This window comes from candidate division WOR-3 bacterium, assembly GCA_013177935.1.
GTDB lineage: Bacteria > Hydrothermota > Tepidihabitantia > Tepidihabitantales > Tepidihabitantaceae > Tepidihabitans.
Genome location: JABLXZ010000001.1, coordinates 635,443 through 662,185, shown reverse-complemented (window position 1 = coordinate 662,185; position 26,743 = coordinate 635,443). Strand labels below are relative to the sequence as shown.

The following is a 26,743-nucleotide window of genomic DNA, read 5'->3' as shown; positions in this document are numbered from 1 at the left end:
AGTTAAATTGGTGGCGATGGCGGTAAAGCAAGTTTCCATCGGGTTTTTTCGTCCGGTTAAAGTGATTGGGGTTGGAGGTTTTACCGTACTAAGTCTGGTAATTTTTATAGCCTGTTACCATTACTCAACGCCCACGCGACACCGTTTGTTTTCGGACAAGGAGATTTTTGTTCGGGTGCGATTGAGTGTTGGACAAGACAGCGTAAAACTGAAAGGGGCGCAAGGGTTGCTGATAATAACAAATGGTTTACGGTATGAAGTTACTCAGGAAAAGGTTGTTGTGCTGGACCAGGAGGGCGATCGGATTGCGGTGAAGTTGATTGATGGGAAAAGTTACCGTGGGGCACCGACACTATGGCAAAGTACCAATGACACAGTGGTTTTTTCCAGCACCGGACTGATTGATGTTGAAGGCAGAAGGTATCGAGGTGAAATTCGGGCGTTTATCATTCCTGATACCGGTATGGTGGTCGTGAACAGACTGACAGTTGAGCAGTATCTGTATGGTGTAATACCGGCAGAAATTGGACCGATTAAGCCTGAGACATTTGAAGCGGTAAAAGCCCAGGCGGTTGCCGCCCGTAGTTTTACGCTAACCCGGCTAAAAATGCGACGCGGACTGGGTTATGAACTTTACGACAGTTATCTCCGGGACCAGGAGTATCAAGGGGCGGATAGGGAGGTTGGTCTTGGAAACAAGGCGGTTGATGAGACAAAGGGTGAGGTGCTGATGTTTAACGACGAGGTCGCGGTAGCACTTTATCACGGGAATTGTGGCGGGGTTACTGCCGATGGTTCAGAACCTTACCTCCGGTCAGTTTACGACACTCCGGGAAATCGAGCTGGGGTACAGCCATTTTGTGCTTCGAGTAAAAACTATTTCTGGCGTCAGAGTGTGCCTCAAGACAGTGTAGAATTGGTATTAATGCAATTAAAGGGTTGGAAAACCAAACCCCAAGTGCGCGGTTTTAGACTGGAGAAAGACCGACTGAAAAAAAGAGTTACAAGGGTCCGATTCCAAACTGACCGGGGTGAGATTGCAGTCGGTGGCAGTCAATTCCGGCTTGCGCTTGGTCTGAAATCCACATATTTTCAAATGAAACTTTCAGCCCGCCGTTTTACATTTGAAGGTCGAGGCTGGGGCCATGGGGTTGGCTTGTGTCAGGATGGGGCGATTGCCATGGCGCTTAAGGGATACCGCTACCACCAGATTTTAAGCCATTACTATCCGGCGTTGCGAATTAAAAAGGTGTATTAACCCCGGGGTTGGGCCGAAGATTCGGTCTCGGTTTCCTTATCTTCCGGTACATCGGTAACGAACACAGCGGCGGCAACAACCGTTGTCCATAAGCCATTTTTATTGCCGATGGCGCTCTGGGTGATGTTCTGGGTGCGGACAATCTCTTTGGCGATTTTCCACACCTCTTTCCGTTTGTCGTAACTGAGGTCCGGGTCAAACGGTACGCCCAGGGTGGTGGCAAGCATCTGCGCGGCAAGGTCTTCGGCATAATCGCCGGCTTTTTCTTCTCGCTCGCCGAAAGAGTGGTATTCTGAGAGGTAACCGTAGCGCGATGGGTCCTTGGGGATAGCGATACCGATAGATGCGGCGATGAGCCGGTGCGGTTCATTAGTGGCGTTATCACTGATAACTACAAACAGCACCTGGCCCGGTTTCAACAGATTCAAACCGCGCGTGCGTGAAATGATGCGACAGTATGGGGGGAAGATTGAAGAGACCCGAACCAGATTAAAAGGAGCGATGCCCGCATCGCGCAATGCCGCCTCAAAACTGGCAAGACGCTCCCGATGAACACCAACCCCTTTGGTGAGAAATACATAACGAGGCAAGATGACCATCTACCCTCCTTAAAAGAAAAAAGTGGAGCAGACCAGATTTGAACTGGCGACCTCCAGAGTGCGATTCTGGCGCTCTCCCAACTGAGCTACTGCCCCAAGTACTTTTATTGCATGTGCCGTATTCAAGGCAACATGCTCCGTTTGAACCCCGAACCGCCGGCAACTGCCTGTGCCGGTCCGGATTGAAAAGTTATTCGGTTCACTGCCGAATGAATTGTAAGCAAGCGCCGGCATTTGTCAATAGATGAGTTTAGGGCAAACCCGGTCTCTTGACCTGAAACGGTTTCGACATACAATCAGTTTATGCGGCGCGGCATTGTCGATTTGCCTTTGCATTATGGCTCGGCACCAGCCTGGCTTTTTGAAAGAATGAAGCGGTTGGTACGGGCGGTTGTGGAAGTTATCGTAGCCGAGTTCGGGACAGAAGAGGTTTTGCGTCGGTTCTCAGACCCAGTTTGGTTTCAGAGCCTCGGTTGTGTTGCCGGATTTGACTGGCACTCTTCGGGTTTGACAACAACAGTTTGTGGTGCCCTGAAGGAAGGGATTAAAGGTTTAGAGCACGATTTGGGATTTTTTGTCTGCGGTGGAAAGGGCAGGGCAGCGCGCCGGACACCAGAGGAGATTAATTTTTATGCCGAACGGTTTGGAGTCAATGGGACGATTTTAACCCAGACCAGTCGTCTGGTTGCTAAAGTTGATTCCAGCGGCTTGCAGGATGGTTTTCAGATTTACCACCATATGTTCATCAGCACCAGGGATGGGAAGTGGGCGATAGTGCAACAGGGGATGAATGCAACAACGCGCTGGGCACGAAGGTATCACTGGTATTCAGAGGGTCTGGAAAGTTTTGTAAACGAGCCCCATAAGGCGATTACTGGAGCACGAGCGGGTGCGGTGTTGAATATGGTTGCCCACGAGGCGGAAAAGGCAAGACAGGTGGTGGTGGAACTGGCAAAGGATGTTCCGGAAAAGACCCTGAAGGATGTTACCCGGCTGAAAATGCCGGAGCAGCATCCGATTCTTGATTCGGACATCAGTCCCACCTATTTGAAAAAGGTGCTGGTGAGTACCTATGAAAAGCCGCCAGCAGATTTTGCCCAATTTTTACTTACACCTGGGGTTGGACCGAAAACGGTGCGAGCGCTGGCGCTGGTGGCTGAGGTGGTTTATGGGGCACCACTTTCTTTTCGGGACCCGGTAACTTACTCGTTTGCCCATGGTGGTAAGGATGGTTATCCCTATCCGGTCAACCGCCGTGATTATGACCGCACTATTTCCTTGCTCGAAAATGGAATCAAGGAGGCAAAACTGGGGCGGGGTGAGAAACTTGCCGCGCTAAAACGGCTTGAGCAATGGTCCGGGGCTGTTTCAACAGCTGAACGATGAAGGAGCTCAGGCGTCTTTTTCCACAGGAGTTTATTTACCGTTACTCAAAGTTTATACCGGATTTTGATATTTTCCTTGAAACGATGGCTACCCCTTTGCCCACGGTTTTCCGGGTTAACAACTTGAAGGCGACACCGGATAAGGTCCTGCCGCTTTTAACCGATTTTCAGCCCGAACCCCTGCCTTATTATCCTTTTGGTTTTGTCGCCCGAAAAGGAGAAGGTCTGGGTAAGACAATCAGCCACTTTATCGGGTTGATTTATATTCAGGATGCGGCTTCGATGATACCGGCACTTGTGCTTGACCCGAAACCCGGGGAGCGGATTCTTGATGTTGCAGCGGCACCGGGTTCCAAAACAACGCAGATGGCAGCAATGATGAACAATACGGGCTTGATTGTTGCCAATGATATTTCGTTAGACCGGGTGCGCGGTTTGATCGGTAACATTGACCGGATGGGATGTTTGAATGTTGCGGTTTGCCGTACCAATGGGCTAACTATCGCAAAGAGGGTTTCTAATTTCTTTGACCGCGTTCTGGTCGATGCGCCGTGTTCGTCGGAAGGAACAATCCGTAAAACCCGCGAGGCGTTGAACCGCTGGTCCATAAAAGCGATTCAACGGTTTTCAACACTCCAGCGGGGTTTGATACGTGCCGGTTATCAGGCTTTGAAACCCGGGGGCGTGATGGTTTATTCTACCTGTACGATTGCGCCGGAGGAGAATGAATCGGTGGTAGCAGCGTTGCTCAAACGATATCCTGATGCCGAGATTGTGCCGTTTGAACTACCAGGGTTTGTAACACGACCGGCACTAACGGAATGGGAAGGTGAAATTTTTCCTGAAGTGGTAAAACGGTGTTGCCGGATTTTACCCCAGGATAACGACACCGAAGCTTTTTTTGTTGCCCTAATCAGGAAGCCAGTAAATGGAGCAGATTGATTTTTTGCGGTTGAGGTTTGGATTGTCGGCTAACTGGCTGGAAGGTCTGGAACTTATAAAAGAACAGGAGACAATTTTTGCCGGGACTTCAGAAGTGATGCAGTTTGATAGGTTGAAGCCGTTACGCCGGGGGATACGGCTCTGTCGCTTATTTCCTCATTCGGTTAAACCGACCACTTTTGCGATGCAGATTTTAGGGAAATCGGCTCAGAAAAATCTAATTGAGGTTAACGATGAGCAGGCAAAAGGTCTGATCAACGGCAGTTCTATTGAAATTGACGCCGGGGTGGAGAATGGGTTTGTGCTTATTGTCTGGCAGGGTTTTGTACTGGGCGTAGGACTTTATAAGAAGCCGGTTTTGAAGTCACACATTCCTAAGGTTAGACCGGTTGAATAAATAAGTTAACGAGTAAAATGGGAAGAGTTGGGGCTGAGCCGGTTGATTAAATCCAGTTGCCCTGCCGAAGCAGTTCGTAGAGGACAACCGCCGCAGCGGTTGCGACATTAAGCGAATTCTTATAGCCCAAAACCGGGATGTCGACAATACCATCACAAAGCTCCAAGACTTGCTGAGAAACACCCAGTGCTTCGTTGCCGAGAACGATACCGACGGGAAATTGGTAGGTGAAACGATGAAAAGAGGGGGCGCCGGTAACCGTTTCCAGGGCGACAATTTGCACCCCGTTTTTCTTCAGCTCCAGGACGGCGTTAACGGTGTTTTGAAACCAACGCCAGGGCACGGAATTGGTTGTACCCAAAGCGGTTTGCTCCAGTTTTTTATGCGGAGGATGTGCGGTGTAGCCGCAGAGCAGAATTTCCCGGGCGCGGGTAACATCAGCGAGTCGGAAGATAGCGCCGACATTGAAGGCACTACGGAGGTTGTCAAGGATAATGTAAATCGGATGTCGGGGAAGCCGGGCAAACTGTTCAGGTGGAAGGTGCGAATCGCGGGAGCGAACTTCGTAAAATGTTTCGATGCCATCCGGTGCAGGCAGGTGTTTTGGGAAACGCGGTGTTTTCAAATTCGCGGTCCTATCGTTGGCAAAGAATTTTTTGAGCCACAGCGTTGAGTTGCTGGATTAACCGCAATGTTTCCTGCAGCGTTTTGCCCGAGGCGATGACGCCGTGATTGACCCAGATTATTAAACGGTAGTTTTTTAATGCTCGGGCGGTGGCGCGCGCCAGAGAATGTGAGCCGGGTTTAAGAAAGGGAAGCGCGGTAACTACGTCTGGAAAATTTTTTATGAATGGAGTTAGTTTCCGGAGCAGGGTTCGGGGTTGAGGAAAGAGTGTGGTCAAACGCACGATATCTGAGGGATGGGTGTGGAAAAGCACTATTTCTGCAGGGCGAAACCTTTTCAGGATGCGCTGTCCCAGGATGTGAGTTGGTAGTTCTTTTGTTGGTTTGACCCCGGAGGGTAATACCCGATAGCGCCAGCCAACTTTTTGGGGTTGAACAATACAGATGGAAGAGCGCGGTTCACGGGCGACTTGTTGCATTGAGCCACCGGTGATTTTGGTCAGCAAATAGTCTTCGATTCTGATTGAAAAATTCCCCGCATTTTTTTCTGCCCAGCCTAAAGCGACAACGCGGGAGGCAGTGCGCGTCAGAGCGGGGAGATAGCGCTGGGTAATTTTACCCCAATCCGGTTCTGGTTGCTTGGGACGAGACATAGTCTGGATATTACGGCACAGAAGGAGGGGAGTCAAGCCTGTAGTTGGTACCGGTTATCCTTGACTGGCTATTTTACCAGATTAGGATTAAAGAAGAAAGGAGTTGAAAGATGACAAAATGGGAATACAAGTTTTTACAGATTGATATCAACCTGAGTCCGATATTGAAAATGGCACGCTGGGGTGTACAGGTGCCGGGTGAAAAGAAGCCGCGGGATACGATGGAGGGGGTTGAAGCATATGTCAATGATTTAGGACGAGAAGGGTGGGAACTGGTGGCAACGGTTAACGGGTCGGAACACAGCGGAATAATAACCCGGGCGGTTCTGTTTTTTAAAAGACCTTTAGTTGAGCGAGAAACCGATTCGGCAGGATGAGGTTCAACTGGATTGACATAATGACGATTGGGGTTGTTGCGACCGGTGCCGCAATTCAATTTCTCAGGGCAACAAGGGATTTTTCGCTCGTTCTCTATGAAACGGCCCTTTTTATCGGAGCACTGGTTGCCACGGTGCGGCTTTTTATTCCCATTCATCAAATAATCGGTCTTGCCCCGGCGGTCTGTTTTATTGGCATTTTTGTCATTTTATCGGTGTTGGCATTGTTACTTGCCAGCGGATTGAACCAGCTTTTCGAGTTCGGCTTTGGTGTGTTCAACCATTTCATCGGTCTTTTACTGGGGATTGTTTGTGGTATGGTGTTCGGGCACGCTGTGCTGCGGACCCTTATTGTCGCTTACGATGCAAGTCGACCTCAGGTGGTTGAGGCGGTACACCGTTCCTGGATGGCAACCCAGGTACTTTACTTTGGCGCCTTCCGCGAGTTGCTGGGGATATTGCGAATCGCTCGCTACAACAACATTTAAGCGACGGTCAGTTCCGTCTTTACCCAGGGTAGAATTCCCGAGCCGGTCGGTTTGGTTTCACGGCTAATCGCCTGAACCGTTTTAAGACAGTCAAGGGCGTTTCCTTTGAGCGCCCAGCGTCCGGGTTCCGGGAGTGCGACAATTTCGCCATCTCTTATTACTTGGCCAAAGTAAAGTGGGTTTGTGAAGTCACCAGTTGTTCGGTTCGCGGTATGGAAGCCAAGTAGCATTTTTACGAGCAACCCATGTTTAATTGATTTCACCATTTCATCGAGCGACTGATTTCCCGGAGCGAGGTAAATGTCATTGATGGTGCAGCGGACCGGTGCTTCATGTTCCTCTTCGATCAGTACTGGTCGTCTTTTGCCATTGCCGGTTGATTCGACCCCATCTTTAAACGCGGTTGTTCGGTCATAAAGGTACATCTTCAAGATGCCATTTTCAATTATCAGGTTTTTCCGGCTGGCGGTGCCTTCATCGTCGGTGGGGAAGGTGTTGCCATCATAGGGAGCGGTCGCGTCGTCCCACAGTGTAAACTGTTCGGGGGCAACGCGTTCACCAAGCCGCAAGCGCGACATCCCTTCTTGCACCGTTGAGGCATAAAGATGTTCGGCGACCAGCCGGCGGATGAGCTCTTCAAGCATCACCGGATGCAGAATTACCGGTACCTTTTTGCCTCGCATATTTTCCTGTTCGGGATTGGTTTGCCGGTCGGATAAACTGCGGGCAACGCGGGCGCCCAGTTCGATTACCTGTTCCATTACTTCAGGAGACTTTCTTCCTGCTACAAAGTCAAAATCTTTTGAGTTCACTTCGGCAAAAGCAGAAAAACCGGTGCGTTCAGCATAAGCGACATCAGGGCTGTGTAAGGTGGAAACCAGTCGCTGTTCAATTTCAACCTGAATTGCACCTTCAATCGTTTCGATTTTACCGGTGGCGAAAGCTCGGCTGACAAGTTCGCGGGCGATTTCCTGTACTTTACCCGGTGAGTTGAAAAGATTGGCAACCACCGGGTCAAAATTTAAAAGCCCATCGGACAGGTTATCAATTATGGCAAATGATGGCAGAGGAGAAGGTGCGGCTTTGACGAGTGCGGTTGTGATACCACGTTCCAGAAGGTCAAAATTTGGTTCAGTTATCGGGACATAGCTGATTTTACCTCTTTTGAGGATGCGGAGACCGGCGGCGAAGATGTCTTCTTTCAACTCGAGGGTGATTTCTTTATTTTCAATCCGGGCACTGAGGACCCGGCTGTTGGTGACAAGTAGTTCACAATCGTCCAGTTTTAACTTTCTTGCCAGTTTTGCTACTTTTTCATTGAATTTGAGTAGTTCCATACATTACCCCTGAACCGAAAGGCTAACAAACTCGTTATTTTTTATCCTCGTCCACATTGGTCCTCCGTCCCCGACATATTTCGTTTGTCCTTTTCCACAGAAACCGACATCGTCGATTGAAATTGGTCCGGCAAACCCATCAACATACCGCAAGGCATAAAGGGTTTTGGCAGAAAAGTTGGAAGGTTTGACCGTTTTGGTAATTTTACCGTTTTCAACAAGATAGCCGATAAGTACCGAGGAAGACATGCCATCTTTGGATACGGCACCACCTGATGTTCCAATGAGGATTATGCCCCGGGGAATGTCGCTGATAAGTTCCTCAAGTTTTTTATGCCAGTTGCGCTTAGAGGCGGGCATAACGAAGGTGTTTGACATCCGGGGAATTCTGCGGTCACCCAGTTCGCTAAATGCGCCACCGTTAGGGGGTAATCCGAAATAAGCCGCGGTTTCCCGATTTAATATCATTCCCTGAGCAACACCATGTTCGGCAAGGAGTTTGGTCTGGACTTCGACTCCTTCATCATCGATAAATTCGGTACCAAACCCCTGGTCAAATTTATCCGGTAGTGGTCCGTCTAAGATGTTCACATCTTCAGCCGCTACCATCCCTTTCGGTTTTCCCTCCTGGTCAATTATTCCGGAACCACCGGCTTTGACGATGTCGGCTTCAAAGTTATGTCCCAGTGCTTCGTGAACGAAGACGCCGAGGGTAGTATAGTGTAATACTAAGTGGGTAAGAGAGTTAATTTCTTCGGGCGATAGGGTTACAGCGTTCTGCAACTCAACCGTCTTTTCCATCCATTCCCGGATGTGTCGTGCGGCAAGGCGGCTGAGGTGAAATCCGTTTTTGCCAGGTTCAACAATAAAAGAGTTAGGCAGGGGATTACCCAACCTGGCTCGAGTCTGGGTCATTTTTCCATCCGGACCTTTTACCCGGGTAAAAAGTTGAAAGAATGTTCGGGGCATAACCTGAGTTTTAAAAACGCCGTCGGTGTCGGCAATAACCTTCTCCTCGCGCTGCGAGAAAAACCAGAATTCCGGTTTCAATTCCATTCCCGGATGCTGGTGCTCAATCTTACGAGCGATGCTTTCCACCCCGTCAATAATCGCAGCGAAAATCCGGGCGGCAGGAAATGCTTTGGGGGCGGGAGCACCGTAGTGGATTTTGCCCGGATTGGGAATGGGAGCAAGGCATACCGGTTTTGGGGGCGCGGGCGTAAGTTTCAGGAGTTTTACACCGTCGTCAACTGCCTGTTTAAGTGATGCCAGTTCAAGTGTCCCGACTTTTAGTTCAACTTTTTTCCCGTCGTCCAGGAGGCGCAGTTGTACCCGGGCTTTAGCATTGAACGGTTTTTGAATTACACGGTCGGGAAGTTTTTGGAGTTCTATCCGCAACAACCTTTCATAGAGCAGGTCGGCATATTCTACTTTCTGGGCGGCGTAGCGCAAAACCTCAGCGGTTAACCGCCTGATTTTTGTTTCATCGTTAAGTCGTGGAGCCATAGTTTAGTATAGAAAACCTATATAAAAGTCAAGCGGGCTCAGTGTTGAGCCCGCTTGGTATTTAGTCTATCGTTTACCAGCGCCGGTTGGAAAAACCACCGCTGTTTCCGCTGCGACCGCCTCGACGCTGACCACGCTGAGGGCGTCCACCGAAGCCACCACGGCTTTCGGTCCGCTCCCGCGCCTCATTTACATTCAACGCCCGGTCTTCAAGCGTATAGCCGTTCAGGCCGGCGATAGCGGCTTGAGCCGCTTCGTCCGTACCCATCTCCACGAAGGCGAACCCACGGGGACGATTAGTAAAACGGTCGGTCACGATATTCACCGAAACCACTTCGCCATGTTGACCGAAAAGGTCTCTTAACTGAGTTTCGGTTGCGCTGAAGGGCAGATTGCCCACGAACAAGCGCCTTGTCATAACTATCCTCCTGTTATGTTTTCGCTTGAGAATCGTTCAAAAGGTGGGTTCGCACAAGGTGATATCTAATCTTGCTGTGCTCTTACCCGGAACTGAACGGTTCCAAGCCTGTTTTTCTTCGGGTTACTACTTTTTCCCGCCGATTGAGAACCCGTTTTCAATCGACAATAATATAATAACCAAGGCATAGTAAAAGTCAAGGAAATTGGTCAGGATAAATCGAGGCGTCCCGCACCATTTATCTTTTGCCGGGTTAGTATCGATTTTATATTTTGACTTGGAATGGCTTTTTATTAAAATATAAGACTTATTATGACAAGGAATGTAATCGGTATCAGGCGAGAAGATAAAAACATCTGGGAGCGGCGCGTGCCGTTGACACCGGACCAGCTGCGCCAGTTGATTGTTGAACACGGGCTGAGGTTTGCGGTTCAGAGTTCGCCGATTCGGATTTTCTCAGATGAGGAGTTTCGGCAGGCGGGAGCAGAGGTGCGGGAGGATGTTGCCGATTGTCCGATTGTGCTCGGTGTCAAAGAGATGCCCGTCAATTTTTTCCGACCGCAGGGAACTTATATGTTTTTCGCCCATGTGATTAAGGGTCAGCCCCACAATATGAAGATGTTGAAGCGAATGATGGAGTTGGGTTGTTCGTTGCTGGATTATGAAAAGATTACCGATGAGCAGGGGAAAAGGCTGGTTTTCTTTGGCCGATTTGCCGGGATTGCCGGAATGATAGATACCATTGCCGGTTTGGGTCAAAGGTTGAAGGTCCTGGGCTGGGAAACGCCTTTTCAGGAGGCAAAACTGGCGCACGAGTACCGCCGGGTTGATAAGGCAAAGGAGGCGATTGCCCAAATTGGAGAAGCGGTGCGGCGCAATGGTTTACCAGAAGAGCTGGTGCCACTGGTTATTGGCGTTACCGGCTACGGTAATGTTGCCCGCGGTGCGGGTGAGATTTTAATGGCACTGGGAACAACATTAGTGACTCCGGCGGATTTACCGGCTTTGCTCAAAGAAGGGAAAAAAGACCAGATTTATCAGGTAGTTTTCAAAGAGGAGGATACGGTTGAGCCGAAAAACCCGGAGGAGAAGTTTGACCTGAATCAATATTTCAATCATCCCGAGCGGTATCGGGCAAAATTTGAACAGTACCTACCCTATCTTTCGGTTCTGGTCAATTGTATTTACTGGGACAGTCGTTATCCACGGCTGGTGACAAAAGAGTATTTGAGGGAAAACTTTCAGCCCGACCGATTCAAATTGCTGATTATCGGTGATATCTCCTGTGACATTGAGGGTTCAATTGAAATCACGGTAAAAACCACCGACCCGGGTGCGCCATTTTTTGTTTGCGACCCTTTGACCGGAATGGTCACCGATGGTTTAGAGGGGCAGGGGATTGTAATAATGGCGGTTGACAATCTGCCCTGCGAACTGGCGTCGGATGCTTCCCGGGAGTTTGGTGAAGCATTGCTGCCATTTATTCCGGTACTTGCCAGTACCGATTTTCAGGTTGAGTTAGAACGGCTGGTGTTGCCAGGACCTTTACAACGGGCACTGATTCTCCATAAAGGGGTGTTAACACCGAACTATAAGTATCTTGAGGAATTTGTGAAAGAAAGGGGATAATTTTATGGCAAAGAGCAATAAGCGTGTATTAATCCTTGGTGCCGGTCTTGTTTCCAGACCGATGGTCCGTTATCTATTGGAGTTGCCTGGTGTTGAAACCGTGGTGGCGACCCGGACCGTAAGCAAGGCGCAGGATTTGATTGCCGGGCATCCGAAGGGCAAGGCGGTGCCACTCTTGGTGGATGACGAGCCTGAGTTACACCGATTGATGGCCGATGCTGATGTCGTGGTAAGCCTTTTGCCATATATTTATCATGCAAAAGTCGCAAGGCACTGTCTGGACCTGAAAAAACATTTAGTTACGACCTCCTATGTTGGCGATGCGATGCGCCAGTTCTCAGAGCCTGCCGCAAAAGCCGGCTTACTTTTCTTAAACGAAATCGGACTGGACCCGGGAATTGACCATATGTCGGCGATGGCGATTATCGACCGGGTTAAAAACGAAGGGGGCAAGGTCGTAAGTTTTGTCTCTTCCTGTGGCGGTCTGCCGGCACCGGATGCCAATGACAACCCTCTGGGCTACAAGTTTTCCTGGAGCCCTAAGGGGGTGTTAATGGCAGGACGTAACGATGCCCGTTTTTTAAAGGATGGCAAAGAGGTTTTTATTCCCAGCAGCCAGCTTTTTTCTTCTTACTGGAAGACGGTGGTTGAAGGGCTGGGAGAGCTTGAGGCTTATCCCAATCGTAACTCTTTGCCCTACATTGAACTTTACGGGCTTAAGGGAATAAAGACGATGCTGCGGGCGACATTCCGGAATACGGGCTGGTGTGATACGATGCAGGCGCTTGTTAACCTTGGATTACTCAAAGACGACCGGGAGTGGAGCGACCTGAAGAGGCTGACTTACGCGCAGTGGTTAAGAGATTTTGTGCCGGAAGAAGGCGATTTGCGGCAGGATGTGGCAAAGAAACTGGGGTTGAGCCTTGACAGTCCCGTAATGAAACGATTGGATTGGCTCGGGCTTTTCAGCGATGAACCAATCGGGCTTGAGCGCGGTTCCACGCTTGATATTCTTGCCAAGGCGATGCTGGAACGGATGTCCTATAAACCGGGCGAAAAGGATATGATTGTGCTGCAGCACCAGTTTGAAGTCGCATATCCTGATAAGCCGGGTGAGTTTATTGAGTCCACTTTGATAGATTTTGGTCAGCCCAATGGTGATACGGCGATGGCGCGGACGGTAAGTTTACCGGCGGCGATTGCGGTGAAGATGGCTCTTGAGGGTCAACTGCGGCTTACCGGTGTGCAGATTCCGGTTGTGCCCGAGATTTATCAACCGGTGCTTAGTGAACTGGAAAAACTGGGTATCAAGTTTCAGGAGCGGGTAAGAAAGATTGGTTAAGGGTTTCCTTCAAGGGTAAACTCGGCAAACCAGAACCAGAAACCGGTTTTCTGGATGTGGTCGATTTCGGCTTGAATCAATTCAAGATGAGCCTGCTCCATCTGCTCGAGGCGTAAAAGTAATTGCTGGAGTTCAACTGCTGTTGTTTGCTCAAGGGCTTGGTGGTAAAAATCACGCGCCGATCTTTCTAACTGAAGCGCGGTTTGTAAGGCGTTAAGTTCGTTCTGTTTTTCTTTGCCCCGGATGAGCAGTTCTTTTTCGGAAAGGTGGGGGATGAGTTGCTCAAGAAGAGAACACGGGATTTCAACCCGGGAAAATGTTCCGTTTTCATTCAGGGAGCGCTGTTGGGTTTCGAGCAACTGCCAGTGGTGGTACTCATCGATTGCCAGCCGGATGAACATATCTTTTCCACCCGGGTCTTTGGTTTGGAAGGCAAACTCCAGATAGCGCTCCAAACTCTCCTTTTCTGCGGTCTGGGCAAGATTGAGCAGGGCGATGATTCTGGGGTTGAGCATAATACAATGATAATGTACCAAGGCGGTAAATCAACCTTAATCGGTGACCGCTGTTTAGGTTTCCCTATGTAACTTCTGAAGAAACCGGGTGTTGTGCCGATAAATGATTATGCCGGATAGGTTTGAACTCGACTAACGGGTTGCCTTTAGTGCGGTACCCGGAACTGCCTTGGGGTATGCCCCGGGCTTGCTCTTTAATACTTTTCCCGATGCTGGGTTCAGTTTAATTGGGTACCGGCTTTTATCCGTCTAACCGTTGGGAATGATTTATGTTATAAACTGCGTCTCTTTTGGTTTTGAAGCGGTGCGATAACAGTTCAAAGGTATGATTGCTTTCTTGACAGGGGGTAAGGATGGTGAATAATTCAGAGAGCAGATGATACCGATTAGAACCGTTTACCGTTGGCTATTACCGGTGTTGACCATTTTTTTTGTCGTCGTCTCAATAGGCGGTAGTTGTTTTACTTTTTCCCCTGAGCTGACAATTAAAGCGCTGGTAGGAAAAACAAGTTTAAGCGCCCAGGAGAGTACCTGGTACTGGTGCGAACTGGAAGGGGCACGAAAAGAGGAAGCAACATTCCATTGGTGGTGTACAGGTGGGCGGTTGCTTGACATTAGAGGTGACAGCGTAAAGTGGCGGACTCCGGACTCTTCCGGGATTGCGATAATCGGCGTTGAGGTTTCAGACCAGGAGGGCAGAAAGACACGCGACTCGCTCGTTATTTCTGTTAAGCCCCGGGTGGTGGTTTTTGCTTACTGGGAAGGCGCAGTAAAGGGTCGCAGTTATGCCTTTTGCGCCGATACCGCACTGGCAGGCTACCGTTTGAGCGGACAGTCCTGGTCCGACACCCGGAATGTGTATCTGCTCTTTTTAGACGAAGACAATTTTGGGCGCTGGCAGCGCCAGGAAGAACCGGAATTTTTAATCCAGCGGTTTGCCGATGACAATAGGCCGTTTTACGACACCATTCCGACAACCGGGGTTTACTATCTGGTTCTGGATAACGGCCGTAATCTGGTTGACGCCAACTTTCGCGTCGAAATCCGGCTGACATCGCCCTAAAATTTTACTTTTGGTTCAATTTGTTTCAGCAGTTTCAATAGAAGCGGTACCGGTAGCCCAATCACATTCAGATAACAGCCGTTTACCCTTTCTATGAATACTGATGCCCTGCCCTGTATGGCATAGGCGCCGGCTTTGTCATAAGGTTCAGAGGTACAAATGTAGCGGTTTATCTCTTCGGCTGATAAGGTCCGAAATGTTACCCGAGTTGATTCAGCGCCAGTTATTACTCTTCTTTCAGGTAATTTTATAATAGCAATTCCGGTAATAACATAATGCGGTTTGCCAGAAAGCATTTTAAGTATTTTTCTTGCTTCGCTGACTGTTGCCGGTTTATCGAGAATGCGTTTTCCCTGAACAACGATTGTGTCCATACCAATGACCACGCCGGACTTTAATTTGTGGTGGCGCAGAGTGGATAGGGCTTTGAATAGAGCACAGGTGATGGCAAACTTTTTGGGCGCGTTGCTGGTTTTAATATCGGGTTCAACAAAATCAGGACGGAGTAAACGGAACTTAATGCCGATGTGGCGTAGAATCTGGCGCCTTCGGGGAGAGGTAGAGGCAAGGTAAATTGCTAATTTGCTCATGGCAGGAAGGCGCGGAAGGTGCTTTTGCCGAATCGGACATCCGGAAGTTTTTTAATTCTCACTTCAAAGTCGTAGCGCCACTGTTTCCCGAGACCGGAAAGGGTTACGAGTGCCTCCCAGCAGTGGAGGTCGCGCCAAAGGGTAATTGAGTAGTCGGTAACCTGACGCTGGGTGATGTTGTAACCGAGGGAATTTAGCCCGAGGCGCCACCCTGCATAGGAGAATGCCACAGAGCCGGTAATCATATGGACATTTTTGCCAATCGTATGATTGAGGCGTAATTCCCAGCCATCTTCCCGGTGGCGCAAGGTGTCGGTGATTGTGTGGGTCCAGAGAAAAGTGGTGAAGGCGGAAAAGTCCTGGCCAAAACGCATTGAGTCGGGGTTAAATGAGATGTTACCGTCCAGGTACAGTCCCAGGTTATTGCGCACCGGACCCGAGTCAACAATCGGGAAAAGGGCAAGGGGACGAAGGCTCAAGTTTCCATTAAATGGCGTGAAACGATGGTTGATGAGGTCAAATGAGGTGGTGATGTTTGCCGTGCCGAAGTCAACCTTCTGTTTTGTTGCGCCGATTTTCGCCTGAAAGCCATTGTTGATACCCAAAATGAAGAGGGCATTTTCCGGTTGGGTGAACTCGATCTTGCCAAACAGTCCCCGGGGGGTGACACGGGGTTGGTAGTTAAACTGCATCATCGGCGTAACGGTGTGAAGGATGCCGTGAATGGTAGATGATGATAAGCCGAATACCCGGTAGAGCGAGAAACTGCTGGTCAGGTAGAAAGAGTAATCGGGCTCAAGAGGTATTGTGTCCCGCAGGTCGTCGTTCTGCTTGAAGTTGATACCTTCTGCCGTGTTGAAGGTTCCAAGAATTTTCTGAGATGTGGCAAGGGTGATTTCGTGATTGAAGGTACGTGAGGAAAACGGTGCTGCGGTAAGTGAGCGGCGTGAAAAATCGGTAATTGAAAACTGGTCGCTGATGTCAAGCCTGCCAAACGGGTATTCGGGACTGGTGAGATTGAAGGAAACTCCAGGGGTAAGGCGCTGGCGCAACAGGGTGTCAATACCGCTGGAATCGTACTGTTCGACCCGGCGGGAAAAACTCAGGGCAGGAGAGAAGTCCCAGTTACCGGGCAGGGTGCGGGTGTTGAAGGCGAATGACCCAGCCGGGAGGTAAGAGTATTGATAGTGCCGCATATAGTAGGTGCGGCGTTCTGCCCGGATGTTGAGCCGGCCCAGGGCGGGAAAACGGTGGCGCAGGGCAGCGTAGGAGTACACCTCCTGTTTGAGCCAGTCCAAGCGGTCTTCGGCGTAATCCGGGGCATAAGCGGTGTCCGAGATGAGTTCGGTCTGGATGGTGAAATCGGTCCCAGGGGTTATATTACCGGTGCTGGCAAGGTTGAAGCTGTAGCGAGGACGACCAGGGTTCAGGGTGTCCCAGATTTCCCGGATATAAGAGCCCTGGATTGAGCCGCGAACATAAGGGTCGACAATGTACACTCCTTCGGTGCGGAGTTGAATCCCCTTTTTCGTCATTAAGTCGAGAAGGAAAGTGGCATCGGCATAGTCGTTGATAACCCAGTAGTAGGAGATGCCTTTGGCATAGTAACCCTGGTCCCGGGCATTGCCGACTTTAAAGGGCATCAGGCCTGATTTTCTTTTAGATGCGACCGGGACAATCCAGAACGGTGCAGCAAGAATTGGGATGCGACCTATACGGAGCAGAACCGGTTGGGTAATGGCGACATCGTCCATCAACAAGCGGACCCGGGGTCCAAAGAATGTGTAGTGGGGGTGTTCCCGGTCACAGGTGGTGTAATCGGCACTGCGGGCATTGAGCACCTTTTCTTTTACCAACCAGACTTCCCGGGCGGTAAGATATCCATTTTCCACCTGAGTGCGAGCGTGGCGCATCATTCCTTTTCTGGTGTCAACATTGTAGAAAAGTTCGCGACCGATAACCTCTTCGCTTGCGGTTCGGAACTTTACATTGCGATGGGCGCTGACAATTTTGGTGTCGATGTGATAGTTGATGGAGTCGGCGTAAACCGACATATCCCGGTAGCGAATCCAGGCAGAGTCAAGTAAAACGACCTGATTTTTTAAGGCAAGGAAAAGGGCGCGGTTACCACCGTAGTAGATGATGTCTGCTGGGGTCGAGTCTGAAGGCGAGGCAAGCGAGTCGGGTGGCAGTTGGGTCAGAAGCAGTAAGAGCCACAGCATAAATGGTATGTTAGGGAGGAATCAAGGTAAAGTCAAACGGACTCAAGCGGACAGCCCGAACATATTGGCTGGGGCCGACAATATGTTTTTCCGAGATGCACGAGCAGGGCATGGTATTCATTAAAGATAGCAACGGCACGTGCCCTGCTCTTGCCGGTTAACGGAACAAGTTGTTGTTCCAGCCAAATTCTCAACTGCTCATACGGTTCATTTCCTGATATGAGTCCATAGCGGCTGAAAATTCTTCGAGTGTAGGCGTCGACGACAAAGACCGGGCGGTTAAACGCATACAGGAGAATCGAGTCGGCGGTTTCTGGACCAACGCCGTAAATGTCAAGGAGTTGAGTCCGAAGTTTCGGCGTTGAAAACCTTTTTACTCTTTCAAGTCCGCCGTTAGTTTCGAGCCATTCGGTCAATGCCCGAAGCCGTTTTGCCTTGATGTTGTAATAACCGGCGGGTCGGATAAGGGAGGCCATTTTTTGCCGGGGCAGTCGGTTCAATCGATAGAGTTCTAATAGCCCGGCAGATTTCAAGTTGGTGATTGCCTTTTCCACATTTTTCCACGCGGTGTTCTGGGTCAGGATGGCGCCCACAATGACTTCAAACGGGGTCTCCGCGGGCCACCAGTGCCGGGGTCCAAACGCCCGGTAAAGTGCTTGATAAATCTTTATGAGCGCCGGTGTTTCAGGGGCGGTTGTGAAGGGGACAAAGGGTTGTGGGTTCGGTACCACTGATGAACACCTCATAGCGGGCGCGGGGGCAAAATGGGGTGGCGAGTTTGCCGGACTGCTCACAGATGGCGCTGGTTTTGATGTCCGGTGGCACCGGGAATGTGCTCATCGTGTCCTGGGCGATTTGCTTCATAAGTTCGCCCCAGACTGGTGCTGCGATAACGCCACCCGTTGCCCCGCGGAAGATTGTTCTTTTTTTGTCATAGCCAATCCAGATGCCGCAGGTAAGGGTTGGTGTGGAACCGATAAACCAGGCGTCGGTGTAATCGTCGGTGGTGCCGGTTTTGCCGGCGGCTGGTCCGGTAAAACCAACCTGGCGAATTGCGGTGCCGGTGCCTTCATTGACCACACTTTGCATCATACTGGTCATTATGTAAGCGGTTTGGGGTCTGATTGCGAGCATTGGTTCCGGATGATTTTCTTCAAGTACCTGACCGTTCTGGTCCTCAACACGGTTAATCATTATCGGTTTAACCCGAACCCCCTGGTTGGCGATGGTGTTGAAACCGTTGGTCATTTCCATAAGGGTGAGTTCGATTGAGCCGAGAGCAAGTGAGTAATAAGGCGGGAGTTTGCGGGTAATTCCCATTGTTGTGGCATAGCGGGCGACAAGTTCTGGACCGATTCGGGCGGCAAGGCGGACCGCAACCAGATTGCGGGATAAAGCCAGTGCCCGGCGCAAAGTCATCGGACCCAAAAATTTCTGGTCGTAATTGTGGGGTTGGTAATCGGGTTGGCCCGGTATCTTCAGGGTGATGGGGTTGTCTTCTTCAATGTCGGCAGCGGTTAACCCGTTGTCAATCGCCGCGGTGAAGACAAACGGCTTAAAGGTACTTCCTACCTGACGCAAAGCCTGAGTTGCCCGGTTGAATTCGCTGGCACGAAAGTCCCTGCCGCCAATCATTGCCCGGACCTCGCCGGTTTTAACATCGAGTACCACGAGCGCGCCCTGAAGATAAGCGGGTTCACCAATTGTGGTGTCGGACTTGGCGATTGAGTCGTAGAATCGTTTTGTCGGTTTCAGACGGTAGTCTGATTCCAGACGGTCCAGCCAGCCGAGAAGGCTTCGATTCGCAGCGGCTTGGATGTCGAGGTCAAGGGTAGTGTAGATTGTTGCGCCCGATTTGTAAACGAAGTCGTAGCCGTAGCGGTTGATCAAGTAGCGTCGTATTTCTTCAACAAAGTAAGGGGCTTCGTTAGTAACACCACCCGGGGGTTGAACATTTAATGGTCTCTGCAGTGCCTTTTCCCACTCCTCTTTTGTCAAACGGCCCAGTCGATACAGTTTGGTGAGGAAAAAGTTGCGGCGTCGGATAAGCCGCTCCGGATGGGAGTAAGGAGAGTAGGCGCTGGGATTGGCAATCATTGCGCCAATCGTCGCACACTCGACCGGGTCGAGGCGCGAGACATGTTTACCAAAATACTTCTCACTGGCAGCGGCAACCCCGTATATTGAACCACCAAACCACACCTGATTAAGATACATCTCAAGAATTTCCTGTTTGGAATAGTGGCGTTCCAGTTCCAGGGCGAGGACCATCTCCTTCAATTTTCGGCTGAGGGTCCTTTTCGGGGTGAGGAACATAGAACGGGCAAGTTGTTGTGTGATGGTAGAGGCGCCTTGCAGGTCTCCGGGGTGAAGGATGTTGGCAACGATTGAACCGGCAACCCGGATGAGGTCAATACCCCAGTGATGGTAGAAGCGCTTATCCTCAACTGCAACAACCGCATCAACGAGACAGGCGGGAATAGTTTCGAGCGGTACCGGACGCCTTTTTTCTTGAAACAGTTCAGCGATGACACGACCTTTACAGTCGAGAATTCGGGTGCTGGCGGGTGCTTTAAAGTTAAGAATGGTTTCCGGGGTTGGGAGGTCGGCGCGGAGTTTGAGAAAGACAGCGATGCCAAACAGGGTGATAAGAACAAGACCGACAAGAACGGTCAGGAGGAGAGCCCGTAATGGACGAGACAAGGTACTCAACCGGTGGTCACAATTCAGGTTGTGTAGCGGTTTATAACCTCATTGCTTACCGCCAGCCGGAGCATATCAAGGGCTTCGCCTTCCTGTGATGCCTTGACGAGCCAGTGCTGGGTGGGAGGTATTGTGCCGCCATGAATGCGCACCGAGGTGTTAACCGTATCCTCGAGGATATTGTGGGCATAGAGCTTTAAGATCATTGTGTCAAAGTTAATGCTGCTGGAATTGGTGGCGAGCCAGGCGGTGCGATAAACCAGCCAGCGCAGGGCTTCGATGTTTGCCGCCATTGCGCTAAGGCTGCGCTGGAACTCTTTGCGGGTAGAGATTGGTTCGTTCATCGATTTCCAATCCCGGACATACTGTGCTGATGTTTCAAGTATGCGGCTGCAGACCCCGAGGATTGCGGCACTCCGGGAGATGCGCGACAGCGGAAACCATTTATAGCCGAGATAGAGCGCTGCACCAGGTTTGCCAAGGAGTTTGTCGGAGCCGATACGACATTCTGACAGGAGCAACCGGGCAGGAGTAACGCCAAAGTCGACTTCGGTGCCGGGGGTGTTGTTATCAACGATGAAACAGGCAACACCCTCGGGCGCTCGGGCAAAGACGAGGCAGAAGTCAAAGTCGGGACGGGAGAGTAGTTTAACACCGTTGAGAATGTAATTGTCACCATCCGGCAGGGCGGTGGCGGACATATCATCGGGATTGGAAAAATGTTCCGGCTCCCGGAAGGCAAGGGCATAACTCTTTTCACCCGCAACAACCGGCAAAAGATAATCCGCTTTTAGACTGTCCGGGCATTCGTAAAGAATCGGGGTAAAATCACCCCAATCAACCGGTATGATAGTTTTTGACAGCTCTTCCGCGATCAGGCAGGTTTCAATTAAACCCAGACCACCACCTCCAAACTGCTCGGGCACGCCAGCACTGTACAGTCCCATTTCTTTTATTTTTTGAGTGGCTTCCCGGGTAATGGCTTCTCGTTCTTCTCGGGTGCGGACATTGAGAAATTTTGGTTCCACAGGCAGGAGGTCACGCCGGACAAACTCATGAACCGTTTGCCGAATCATTTCGGCATCTTCGGAAAAAGAGAAGTCCAATCAAGCCTCCTTTTTTGTATAATCGGGCAGAATCAAGGGCGATTTTGTTGCCGGAGCGATGCGCTGTTTTTGCAACTCCTGGTCCCATTTTTCGAGATGTTTGAGAGTGAGTTCTAGGTTAGAACCTCTTGCCCGGGCGTTCTGAGCAGCAGCCGCACCAGCCCGGCGTCCGAACACGATGACATCTAGTAGTGAGTTGCCCATCAGACGGTTGCGGCCGTGTACACCGCCCGAAGCCTCACCGGCAACAAACAGAAATGGAACATTGGTTCGGCAATCAGGGTCAATTGCGACCCCACCATTCTGATAGTGTAGAGTCGGATATACGAGAATCGGTTCTTTGTCCAGTTCAATACCAAAGCGGGCAAATTGACGAACCATTGCGGGCAGTTCTTTTTTAACCGTGCCTGGACCGCGCAAAATTTCAATCATTGGCGTGTCAAGCCAGACACCAGAGATGTTGCCGGGTGTTACAACTCCTTTGCCTTGCTGACATTCCCGGATTATCGCTGAGGCAACCACATCCCGGGTTTCCAGCGGGTATATGAACTGCTGTCCGTCAATGTTAAGTAGCTGGGCGCCCAGACTCCGGACCTTTTCGGTCACCAGCTGGCCAATGATTTGCTGGGGATAAGCAACACCGGTGGGGTGGTACTGCATCGTATCGATAAATGCCAGTCGGGCACCAGCACGATAGGCAAGAACTAAACCGTCACCGGTCGCACCGTAATGGTTGGAGGTTGGGAATCCCTGATAGTGAAGTCGACCGCTGCCGCCGGTGGCGATAATGACCGTTTTTGCCCGAACTACCGTGTAGTGGTAATCGCGGGAAAAGGCATTGCCACTGAGGTTCAGGTTTAACAGAACCGCGCCGGTGGTTGCACCGGTTGAGTCGGTGAGAAGTTCAACCGCCGGCGAGAATTCCAGGACGGTAATCTGCGGCCGGCTTTTCACCTCATCGCGGAGGGTACGCATAATTTCCGCACCGGTGTAGTCGCGAGCGGTGTGCATCCGTTTGCGGGATGTGCCACCACCGTGAATTGTTTTCATTGACCCGTCCGGGTTTTTATCAAACATTACCCCGAGCTCTTCAAGCCATTGAATTGCTTCCGGCGCATCGGTAACGAGCGTTTCCACCAGTTCCGGGATATTGGCAAAATGTCCACCTCCCAGCACATCGAGATAGTGGATTGCCGGCGAGTCGTTTTCTTTGTCGGCGGCTTGAATTCCACCTTGCGCCATCATTGTGTTGGCGTCACCAAGACGGAGTTTTGTTGCCACAAGTACTTTTGCTCCAAGGTCCTCGGCGATGAGCGCGGCGGCGCAACCAGCACCACCGCCACCAATTACCAGGACATCGCAGTCGTAGTCTGGATGGTCAAGCGCGATGTTTGTTCCTTTTAACAGGCTTTCGCCCTCAAGGAGGAGGGCAAGTTCGCGCGGGGTGCGGTCGCCGGCGTTCGGTCCAACCCGAAGGGTGGAGAATGTGTCGGCACGGTAGTCCGGATGGTATTCATGGAGCAGTTTATCTTTTTCCTCGGCGGTCAGGCGGGGAAAGGCTTGATTTAGGCGGTCCGGTCTTGTTTCTGCCACGCGGGTGGCAAGTTCATTCAACGGAGATGGATAAGCCATTTGTTTACTCCTCGGGTTCTATATCCCGGTTAGCGTAAAGTTTTTTAAGTTCTGCCTGGGGCATATTTTTAAGTTCAGCGATGGCAGCATTAAATTTGCCCGATTTGATTTCTTGAATCCGTTGTTTCAGATGTTCGGAGCGGGGGGCGAGAAATTTGCCGTAGATGCGCCGGCAGAGTAAGGCGGCGTGATGTTTTACCAGTTCGGCCGGGCAGCGACTGACACACAGTCCGCACATAATACAGTCAAACGAGATGTCGGCAGCAAGCGGAATATCACCCCGGACAATCGCCGAAACATAGCCCAGGACATCAATTTCCTGGGGGCAGGATTTGGTGCAGGTGTTACAACCGTAGCAGGTTAACATTTCGGGGTAGATATCGAGCACCTCCTGGGCGGTACCTTTGAGTTCGGAAAGGCGATAGCGCGGCTGATGCGCCGGGAAATAAGGAATCATCGCCAGTTGCATATTGGGTTCAACTTTGGTCTGGCAGGCAAGGGCGAATTTTAAGTGGTAATCTCCGACAACGCGATACACAGTGGCACAGGCGCCGCAAAAACCACCCCGGCAGCCAACACCCCGAATAAGCCGATAGCCCGCGTACTCAAGCGCTTGAAGGATAGTCAATGAATCGGGAACCCGATGATGTTCACCCATAATATAGATGTCAATCATATTTTCAGCCATTGATTGCCTCCTGATAAAACTCGTCAAGATAATAGTCATCGCGGGGCGCCAGGTGCGACAGCAGATGTCTCATCTGTTCAATCGCCTTTTCTCTGACGATGTAATGTTTTATTGTAGTATCAACCTGGGGGCAGGATAAGACACACTGATAACAGCGGTCGCAGTCCGAGCCGACCATTGTTTCGAGGGCGAGGCTGGTGCGCTGGGCGGTGCGTTTTAATCGGGCGGGTTCTCGTGCCAAAAGCGAGCAGATGTCAACACAATTCCCACAACCCAGACAGGCGCGGGTACCGGTGATGTTTTCCTTGACCTTTAATGTGTGGGAAGGTCCAAATCCAGAAGAGAGCAGCCGGCAGCGCGGTACCGGAGAAGCCGAGGTGTCGAGAATTATTTCGAGAACGCGTTTTACCTTCTGAACATCGGTCTGGACGGTGTTGGGCATAACGGTCTATCCCTGCTTGATTTTTTTGAACTCTTCAGTGAGAAGAGGGACAACCTGAAACAGGTCACCGACAATTCCATAATCGGCAACCTTAAAGATATTCGCCTCAGGGTCTTTGTTGATTGCCACGATGCATTTTGAGTTAATCATTCCAACCAGGTGCTGGATGGCACCGGAAATACCGCAGGCTATATAGAGTGAAGGTGCTACAACTTTGCCGGTCTGTCCTACTTGGAATTGGTGGTCGCGCCAGCCGGCATCGACCGCAGCACGGGAGGCGCCCACAGCCGCGCCAATAACCGCTGCCAGTTCTTCAAGCAGGGCGTAGTTTTCCGGTGCTTTCATTCCCCGACCACCGGACACGACGATGTCGGCTTCGGTCAGTTCTACCGTTTTAGTAACTGTTTTGACGATTTCCGCAACTTTCATTCGCAACTCTTCGGGTGTTAACTGGGCGGCGACAATCTGCCCGCCGCGGTTTAGTTCTCCTTGAGCGCCTACCGCCCGGGGTCGCAGGCTTATGACCAGCGGTTGTGCTCCCGGCGCTTTAACGGTCGCGAGTGCTTTACCGGCATAGATTGGGCGAGTGGCAACGACATTTCCCTCTTCATCAAAGTCAATTGCGGTACAGTCTGATAACAGCGCGGTTTCCAACCGGGAAGCGATGGTGGCGGCGAGGTCTTTACCTAGCGCGGTGGCGCTGAGGATGATTGCATACGGTTTGTGTTCGCGCGCCAGTCTCTCCAGGACACTGCCATAGCCGTCCGGGGTGTAAAATTCGAGTGTCGGGTCATCAACGGTGATAACTTTATTAACGCCGAATTTAACAACTTCCTGAGCGAGGGTTGAGATGTTTTTCCCTAAAACGACCGCGGTGAGTTCATCCTGCTTCTTTTCGGCAATTTTGAAACCGGCAAGCAGTGCTTCAAAAGCAACTTTCTTTAGACTGCCTTCACGCTGTTCGCAAAAAACCATTACCATTAGATTCCTCCTGCTATGTTGGTTGTTAACTTCATAATAACAAAGAAATCTATCAGAATATTCAGTGTACCATTAGAGAAAAACAAGTCAAGAAATTGAGAATGATTGCCCTTTTATCAGTGTTGCCCAGTTTCAGGCGTACCTCTTTATTACGCGGGTGATGCCGGGATTACTGCATTATCTCAGTTTCAGAACTTTTGTCGGGCTCGTACCGTTTTTGACCCAGCAAAGGTAAGCGCCTGCCGGACAGGGCGTTCCATTGTCATCGGTGCCATCCCAGATAGCATCAGTTTTAATGTGTTTTAGCGTGCGTACCGGTCTGCCACTGGCATCGTAGATGACAATTTCGGTGCCTGGGGTAGATGAATTGGCGAGGACCAGGCGAGTTGTCTGCCGAAAGACCTGGGGTGTGGCAATAACCTTAGTTGTTGACAGAAGTACCGGTGTTTCCTGTATGCCAACCTGTCCGACTGGAATTAGAGTATCATAAGGGTAGAGGTTATGGCCTGTTACCACGAGGCGCAGTCTACCGGTATCGGTTGGGTTGATGTTAAAGGCGATGGCGCCATAATTGTCGGTGTAGCCATATTCATAAATTGTCGTGTCCATTGAGATGCATACTAAGGCGTTGGCAATGGGTTGTTCATTAAGTAAGACGCGGACTGCAAGTTCCTGAGGCTCGGGCGGGATTACAGTTGGATGCTCAACGGTTGGAAGTTTCGGAGTAGCAGTCCAGATATCAAGGTCGGGGTCGCCCAGAAGATTAAAACCACGGTAATCAGCGGCATCGGCGAATGCCCGGTAAAGCGAATCTTTGGCGCGAATCATCGCCTGACCAAGTTTAGTTTTCCCTTCAAGGAACAACGCCCTGGCAAAGGCACGGGCAACAGCGCTTCTTTTCCGGACTGTAATGGTGCTGGAGGCAAGCGAATGGGTGTTACCAAAAAATGCGACCGCACCTTTAAGGTTAGTTACAGTTCCGGCTTTCACCCAGGAGTCACCAACCATCTGTTCCCCTGGTGCCAGAGTCATCGTTTCACAGGTGATGGAAAGGATAATAGGCAGTTTTTTGCCGTTGTTTGTCAAATAAGGGTTGACACTAAAAGGCTGATACCAGTTACTGACACCACTGCCCCGATAAAGAACTATTGCGGTGCCGTTGTTTACCGAGTTAATGACATTATTCGCGGTGTGGCCACGCAAATAGGAGAGAGAGTCGCAACTGACAAATCCATTAGCGCCCGCGAGGCTGGCGAGTATTCGGATGTCGTTCCAGTAAATGGTGTCGTCGGAGTCGCTATTTTCGCGGATAACTGTGGTGAGACGGCGCATCCAGAGGCTGTCGGTAAGGTCAGGGTATCGTTCATAGGCAAGGGTTTTTGCGACCATCACACTGCATTGGGACGCAGTACTGGCAATGAACCTGCCAACTGGAATGTCCATATACAGGTCGCTGTTTATATCGCCATAAACATTGTCGGAATAGTAACCATACCCTTGCTGGATTCGATAAAAGCGTGCGGGAAGAGATGATGGTGACCCGACCAGGAGGATGTATTCCGGTCGAACGGGCCAGTTGTTGTAGGCGTTTCTAATATAGTTTTTTATTGCGGTGGTGTCAGCCGGACTGCCGATTTCGGACAATTTTACCACCTTACACTGCATACCAGAATAGTGCTTCCAGTCGGCAAGGGGTTTAATTACCGGAGCAAGTGCGTCGGTGGTAATGATAAGATACCTTGCCCCTTCTTCTGCAAAAACAAGAGAACAGACACCCAGTATGATGGGCAGCAAAAATCTTTTCATCTAAGCCTCCAGAGGTTGAAGGTGTCGCGCACCTGATTTA

The 26,743-nt window shown here is 50.6% G+C and carries 26 protein-coding genes and 1 tRNA gene; 9 read left to right on the top strand and 18 right to left on the bottom strand.

Going from position 1 to position 26,743, the window contains the following annotated elements; all coding sequences use genetic code 11:
* Positions 1-16 precede the first annotated feature (16 nt).
* Complete coding sequence (locus HPY86_03040; GenBank protein NPV13890.1) at positions 17-1,258, top strand: SpoIID/LytB domain-containing protein; 1,242 nt, start codon at positions 17-19, stop codon at positions 1,256-1,258.
* Here the strand turns inward: HPY86_03040 and HPY86_03035 are convergent.
* Both HPY86_03035 and HPY86_03030 read right to left on the bottom strand, forming a co-directional pair.
* Positions 1,255-1,857, bottom strand: a complete 603-nt coding sequence (locus HPY86_03035; GenBank protein ID NPV13889.1) for an arginine decarboxylase, pyruvoyl-dependent — start codon at positions 1,855-1,857, stop codon at positions 1,255-1,257. The genes HPY86_03040 and HPY86_03035 overlap by 4 nt on opposite strands.
* Before the next feature lie 23 nt (positions 1,858-1,880).
* Positions 1,881-1,953: transfer RNA gene (locus tag HPY86_03030), tRNA-Ala, on the bottom strand.
* Positions 1,954-2,160: 207 nt separating this feature from the next.
* Between HPY86_03030 and HPY86_03025 the strand changes: the two genes are divergently transcribed.
* Genes HPY86_03025 through HPY86_03015 form a run of 3 tightly spaced genes read left to right on the top strand, consistent with a single transcriptional unit; the run spans position 2,161 to position 4,581 of the window.
* Positions 2,161-3,243 (top strand): DUF763 domain-containing protein, encoded by a 1,083-nt coding sequence (locus HPY86_03025; GenBank protein ID NPV13888.1) that lies wholly within the window; start codon positions 2,161-2,163, stop codon positions 3,241-3,243.
* A complete protein-coding gene (locus tag HPY86_03020) occupies positions 3,240-4,184 on the top strand; it encodes an RsmB/NOP family class I SAM-dependent RNA methyltransferase (protein NPV13887.1) in 945 nt (314 codons plus the stop codon). Before HPY86_03025 ends, HPY86_03020 begins: the two co-directional genes overlap by 4 nt.
* Entirely contained in the window at positions 4,171-4,581 is a 411-nt protein-coding gene (locus HPY86_03015; GenBank protein NPV13886.1) for a hypothetical protein, read from the top strand. The genes HPY86_03020 and HPY86_03015 overlap by 14 nt, the downstream gene beginning before the upstream one ends.
* Before the next feature lie 46 nt (positions 4,582-4,627).
* On the opposite strand, the gene HPY86_03010 is transcribed toward HPY86_03015, so the two are convergent.
* Positions 4,628-5,206, bottom strand: a complete 579-nt coding sequence (locus HPY86_03010) for an RNA methyltransferase (GenBank protein NPV13885.1) — start codon at positions 5,204-5,206, stop codon at positions 4,628-4,630.
* A 10-nt stretch (positions 5,207-5,216) separates the two neighbouring features.
* Positions 5,217-5,858: a hypothetical protein gene (locus HPY86_03005; protein NPV13884.1), complete on the bottom strand. Its 642-nt coding sequence runs from the start codon at positions 5,856-5,858 to the stop codon at positions 5,217-5,219.
* A gap of 110 nt (positions 5,859-5,968) precedes the next feature.
* On the opposite strand from HPY86_03005, the gene HPY86_03000 reads away from it, so the two are divergent.
* Together HPY86_03000 and HPY86_02995 are read left to right on the top strand one after the other, a co-directional pair.
* Positions 5,969-6,235, top strand: coding sequence for a DUF4177 domain-containing protein (locus HPY86_03000; GenBank protein NPV13883.1), 267 nt, complete (start codon positions 5,969-5,971; stop codon positions 6,233-6,235).
* Positions 6,232-6,723: a hypothetical protein gene (locus HPY86_02995; protein NPV13882.1), complete on the top strand. Its 492-nt coding sequence runs from the start codon at positions 6,232-6,234 to the stop codon at positions 6,721-6,723. The genes HPY86_03000 and HPY86_02995 overlap by 4 nt, the downstream gene beginning before the upstream one ends.
* Here the strand turns inward: HPY86_02995 and HPY86_02990 are convergent.
* From HPY86_02990 to HPY86_02980, 3 genes are all read right to left on the bottom strand, one after another.
* Complete coding sequence (locus HPY86_02990) at positions 6,720-8,060, bottom strand: TldD/PmbA family protein (GenBank protein ID NPV13881.1); 1,341 nt, start codon at positions 8,058-8,060, stop codon at positions 6,720-6,722. The genes HPY86_02995 and HPY86_02990 overlap by 4 nt on opposite strands.
* Positions 8,061-8,063: 3 nt before the next feature.
* Positions 8,064-9,566: a TldD/PmbA family protein gene (locus HPY86_02985; GenBank protein ID NPV13880.1), complete on the bottom strand. Its 1,503-nt coding sequence runs from the start codon at positions 9,564-9,566 to the stop codon at positions 8,064-8,066.
* Positions 9,567-9,639: 73 nt separating this feature from the next.
* Positions 9,640-9,984 (bottom strand): RNA-binding protein, encoded by a 345-nt coding sequence (locus HPY86_02980; GenBank protein NPV13879.1) that lies wholly within the window; start codon positions 9,982-9,984, stop codon positions 9,640-9,642.
* Positions 9,985-10,296: 312 nt separating this feature from the next.
* Between HPY86_02980 and HPY86_02975 the strand changes: the two genes are divergently transcribed.
* Positions 10,297-11,613 carry a hypothetical protein gene (locus HPY86_02975; GenBank protein ID NPV13878.1) on the top strand — a complete coding sequence of 439 codons (1,317 nt, stop codon included), beginning with the start codon at positions 10,297-10,299 and terminating at the stop codon, positions 11,611-11,613.
* A gap of 4 nt (positions 11,614-11,617) precedes the next feature.
* Positions 11,618-12,955, top strand: a complete 1,338-nt coding sequence (locus tag HPY86_02970; protein NPV13877.1) for a saccharopine dehydrogenase — start codon at positions 11,618-11,620, stop codon at positions 12,953-12,955.
* Here HPY86_02970 and HPY86_02965 read toward each other — a convergent pair.
* The gene (locus HPY86_02965) at positions 12,952-13,470 is read right to left on the bottom strand and encodes a hypothetical protein (GenBank protein ID NPV13876.1); all 519 of its coding nucleotides are present in this window, start codon (positions 13,468-13,470) and stop codon (positions 12,952-12,954) included. The two genes, HPY86_02970 and HPY86_02965, sit on opposite strands and share 4 nt — an antisense overlap.
* 376 nt (positions 13,471-13,846) lie before the next feature.
* On the opposite strand from HPY86_02965, the gene HPY86_02960 reads away from it, so the two are divergent.
* Positions 13,847-14,533, top strand: coding sequence for a hypothetical protein (locus tag HPY86_02960; GenBank protein ID NPV13875.1), 687 nt, complete (start codon positions 13,847-13,849; stop codon positions 14,531-14,533).
* Here the strand turns inward: HPY86_02960 and maf are convergent.
* The 10 genes from maf to HPY86_02910 all read right to left on the bottom strand — a co-directional run bounded on the left by maf (position 14,530) and on the right by HPY86_02910 (position 26,703).
* On the bottom strand, positions 14,530-15,123 hold the full coding sequence (maf, locus tag HPY86_02955) for a septum formation protein Maf (GenBank protein ID NPV13874.1): 594 nt from the start codon (positions 15,121-15,123) through the stop codon (positions 14,530-14,532). The two genes, HPY86_02960 and maf, sit on opposite strands and share 4 nt — an antisense overlap.
* Positions 15,120-17,345, bottom strand: a complete 2,226-nt coding sequence (locus HPY86_02950) for an LPS-assembly protein LptD (GenBank protein NPV13873.1) — start codon at positions 17,343-17,345, stop codon at positions 15,120-15,122. The genes maf and HPY86_02950 overlap by 4 nt, the downstream gene beginning before the upstream one ends.
* Positions 17,346-17,377: 32 nt before the next feature.
* Complete coding sequence (locus HPY86_02945) at positions 17,378-18,091, bottom strand: endonuclease III domain-containing protein (GenBank protein NPV13872.1); 714 nt, start codon at positions 18,089-18,091, stop codon at positions 17,378-17,380.
* Entirely contained in the window at positions 18,030-20,048 is a 2,019-nt protein-coding gene (locus HPY86_02940; GenBank protein NPV13871.1) for a PBP1A family penicillin-binding protein, read from the bottom strand. Before HPY86_02940 ends, HPY86_02945 begins: the two co-directional genes overlap by 62 nt.
* Before the next feature lie 23 nt (positions 20,049-20,071).
* Positions 20,072-21,154, bottom strand: coding sequence for an acyl-CoA/acyl-ACP dehydrogenase (locus HPY86_02935; GenBank protein NPV13870.1), 1,083 nt, complete (start codon positions 21,152-21,154; stop codon positions 20,072-20,074).
* Positions 21,155-22,786 (bottom strand): FAD-binding protein, encoded by a 1,632-nt coding sequence (locus tag HPY86_02930; protein ID NPV13869.1) that lies wholly within the window; start codon positions 22,784-22,786, stop codon positions 21,155-21,157.
* Between the two features lie 4 nt (positions 22,787-22,790).
* A complete protein-coding gene (locus HPY86_02925; protein NPV13868.1) occupies positions 22,791-23,474 on the bottom strand; it encodes a 2Fe-2S iron-sulfur cluster binding domain-containing protein in 684 nt (227 codons plus the stop codon).
* Complete coding sequence (locus HPY86_02920; GenBank protein NPV13867.1) at positions 23,467-23,916, bottom strand: hypothetical protein; 450 nt, start codon at positions 23,914-23,916, stop codon at positions 23,467-23,469. Before HPY86_02920 ends, HPY86_02925 begins: the two co-directional genes overlap by 8 nt.
* A gap of 6 nt (positions 23,917-23,922) precedes the next feature.
* A complete protein-coding gene (locus HPY86_02915) occupies positions 23,923-24,897 on the bottom strand; it encodes an electron transfer flavoprotein subunit alpha/FixB family protein (GenBank protein ID NPV13866.1) in 975 nt (324 codons plus the stop codon).
* A 177-nt stretch (positions 24,898-25,074) separates the two neighbouring features.
* A complete protein-coding gene (locus HPY86_02910) occupies positions 25,075-26,703 on the bottom strand; it encodes a hypothetical protein (protein ID NPV13865.1) in 1,629 nt (542 codons plus the stop codon).
* Positions 26,704-26,743 lie beyond the last annotated feature (40 nt).

Bases quoted from the DNA above. Each gene is read 5' to 3' on its own strand.
- HPY86_02980 (NPV13879.1), bottom strand. From the start codon at position 9,984: ATGACAAGGCGCTTGTTCGTGGGCAATCTGCCCTTCAGCGCAACCGAA.
- HPY86_03000 (NPV13883.1), top strand. From the start codon at position 5,969: ATGACAAAATGGGAATACAAGTTTTTACAGATTGATATCAACCTGAGT.
- HPY86_02990 (NPV13881.1), bottom strand. From the start codon at position 8,060: ATGGAACTACTCAAATTCAATGAAAAAGTAGCAAAACTGGCAAGAAAG.
- HPY86_02910 (NPV13865.1), bottom strand. From the start codon at position 26,703: ATGAAAAGATTTTTGCTGCCCATCATACTGGGTGTCTGTTCTCTTGTT.
- HPY86_03040 (NPV13890.1), top strand. From the start codon at position 17: ATGGCGGTAAAGCAAGTTTCCATCGGGTTTTTTCGTCCGGTTAAAGTG.
- HPY86_02960 (NPV13875.1), top strand. From the start codon at position 13,847: ATGATACCGATTAGAACCGTTTACCGTTGGCTATTACCGGTGTTGACC.
- HPY86_02985 (NPV13880.1), bottom strand. From the start codon at position 9,566: ATGGCTCCACGACTTAACGATGAAACAAAAATCAGGCGGTTAACCGCT.
- HPY86_02975 (NPV13878.1), top strand. From the start codon at position 10,297: ATGACAAGGAATGTAATCGGTATCAGGCGAGAAGATAAAAACATCTGG.
- HPY86_03015 (NPV13886.1), top strand. From the start codon at position 4,171: ATGGAGCAGATTGATTTTTTGCGGTTGAGGTTTGGATTGTCGGCTAAC.
- HPY86_02965 (NPV13876.1), bottom strand. From the start codon at position 13,470: ATGCTCAACCCCAGAATCATCGCCCTGCTCAATCTTGCCCAGACCGCA.
- HPY86_02915 (NPV13866.1), bottom strand. From the start codon at position 24,897: ATGGTAATGGTTTTTTGCGAACAGCGTGAAGGCAGTCTAAAGAAAGTT.
- HPY86_02945 (NPV13872.1), bottom strand. From the start codon at position 18,091: ATGAGGTGTTCATCAGTGGTACCGAACCCACAACCCTTTGTCCCCTTC.
- HPY86_02970 (NPV13877.1), top strand. From the start codon at position 11,618: ATGGCAAAGAGCAATAAGCGTGTATTAATCCTTGGTGCCGGTCTTGTT.
- HPY86_02925 (NPV13868.1), bottom strand. From the start codon at position 23,474: ATGGCTGAAAATATGATTGACATCTATATTATGGGTGAACATCATCGG.
- maf (NPV13874.1), bottom strand. From the start codon at position 15,123: ATGAGCAAATTAGCAATTTACCTTGCCTCTACCTCTCCCCGAAGGCGC.
- HPY86_03020 (NPV13887.1), top strand. From the start codon at position 3,240: ATGAAGGAGCTCAGGCGTCTTTTTCCACAGGAGTTTATTTACCGTTAC.
- HPY86_03035 (NPV13889.1), bottom strand. From the start codon at position 1,857: ATGGTCATCTTGCCTCGTTATGTATTTCTCACCAAAGGGGTTGGTGTT.
- HPY86_02995 (NPV13882.1), top strand. From the start codon at position 6,232: ATGAGGTTCAACTGGATTGACATAATGACGATTGGGGTTGTTGCGACC.
- HPY86_02930 (NPV13869.1), bottom strand. From the start codon at position 22,786: ATGGCTTATCCATCTCCGTTGAATGAACTTGCCACCCGCGTGGCAGAA.
- HPY86_02920 (NPV13867.1), bottom strand. From the start codon at position 23,916: ATGCCCAACACCGTCCAGACCGATGTTCAGAAGGTAAAACGCGTTCTC.
- HPY86_02950 (NPV13873.1), bottom strand. From the start codon at position 17,345: ATGCTGTGGCTCTTACTGCTTCTGACCCAACTGCCACCCGACTCGCTT.
- HPY86_03025 (NPV13888.1), top strand. From the start codon at position 2,161: ATGCGGCGCGGCATTGTCGATTTGCCTTTGCATTATGGCTCGGCACCA.
- HPY86_03005 (NPV13884.1), bottom strand. From the start codon at position 5,858: ATGTCTCGTCCCAAGCAACCAGAACCGGATTGGGGTAAAATTACCCAG.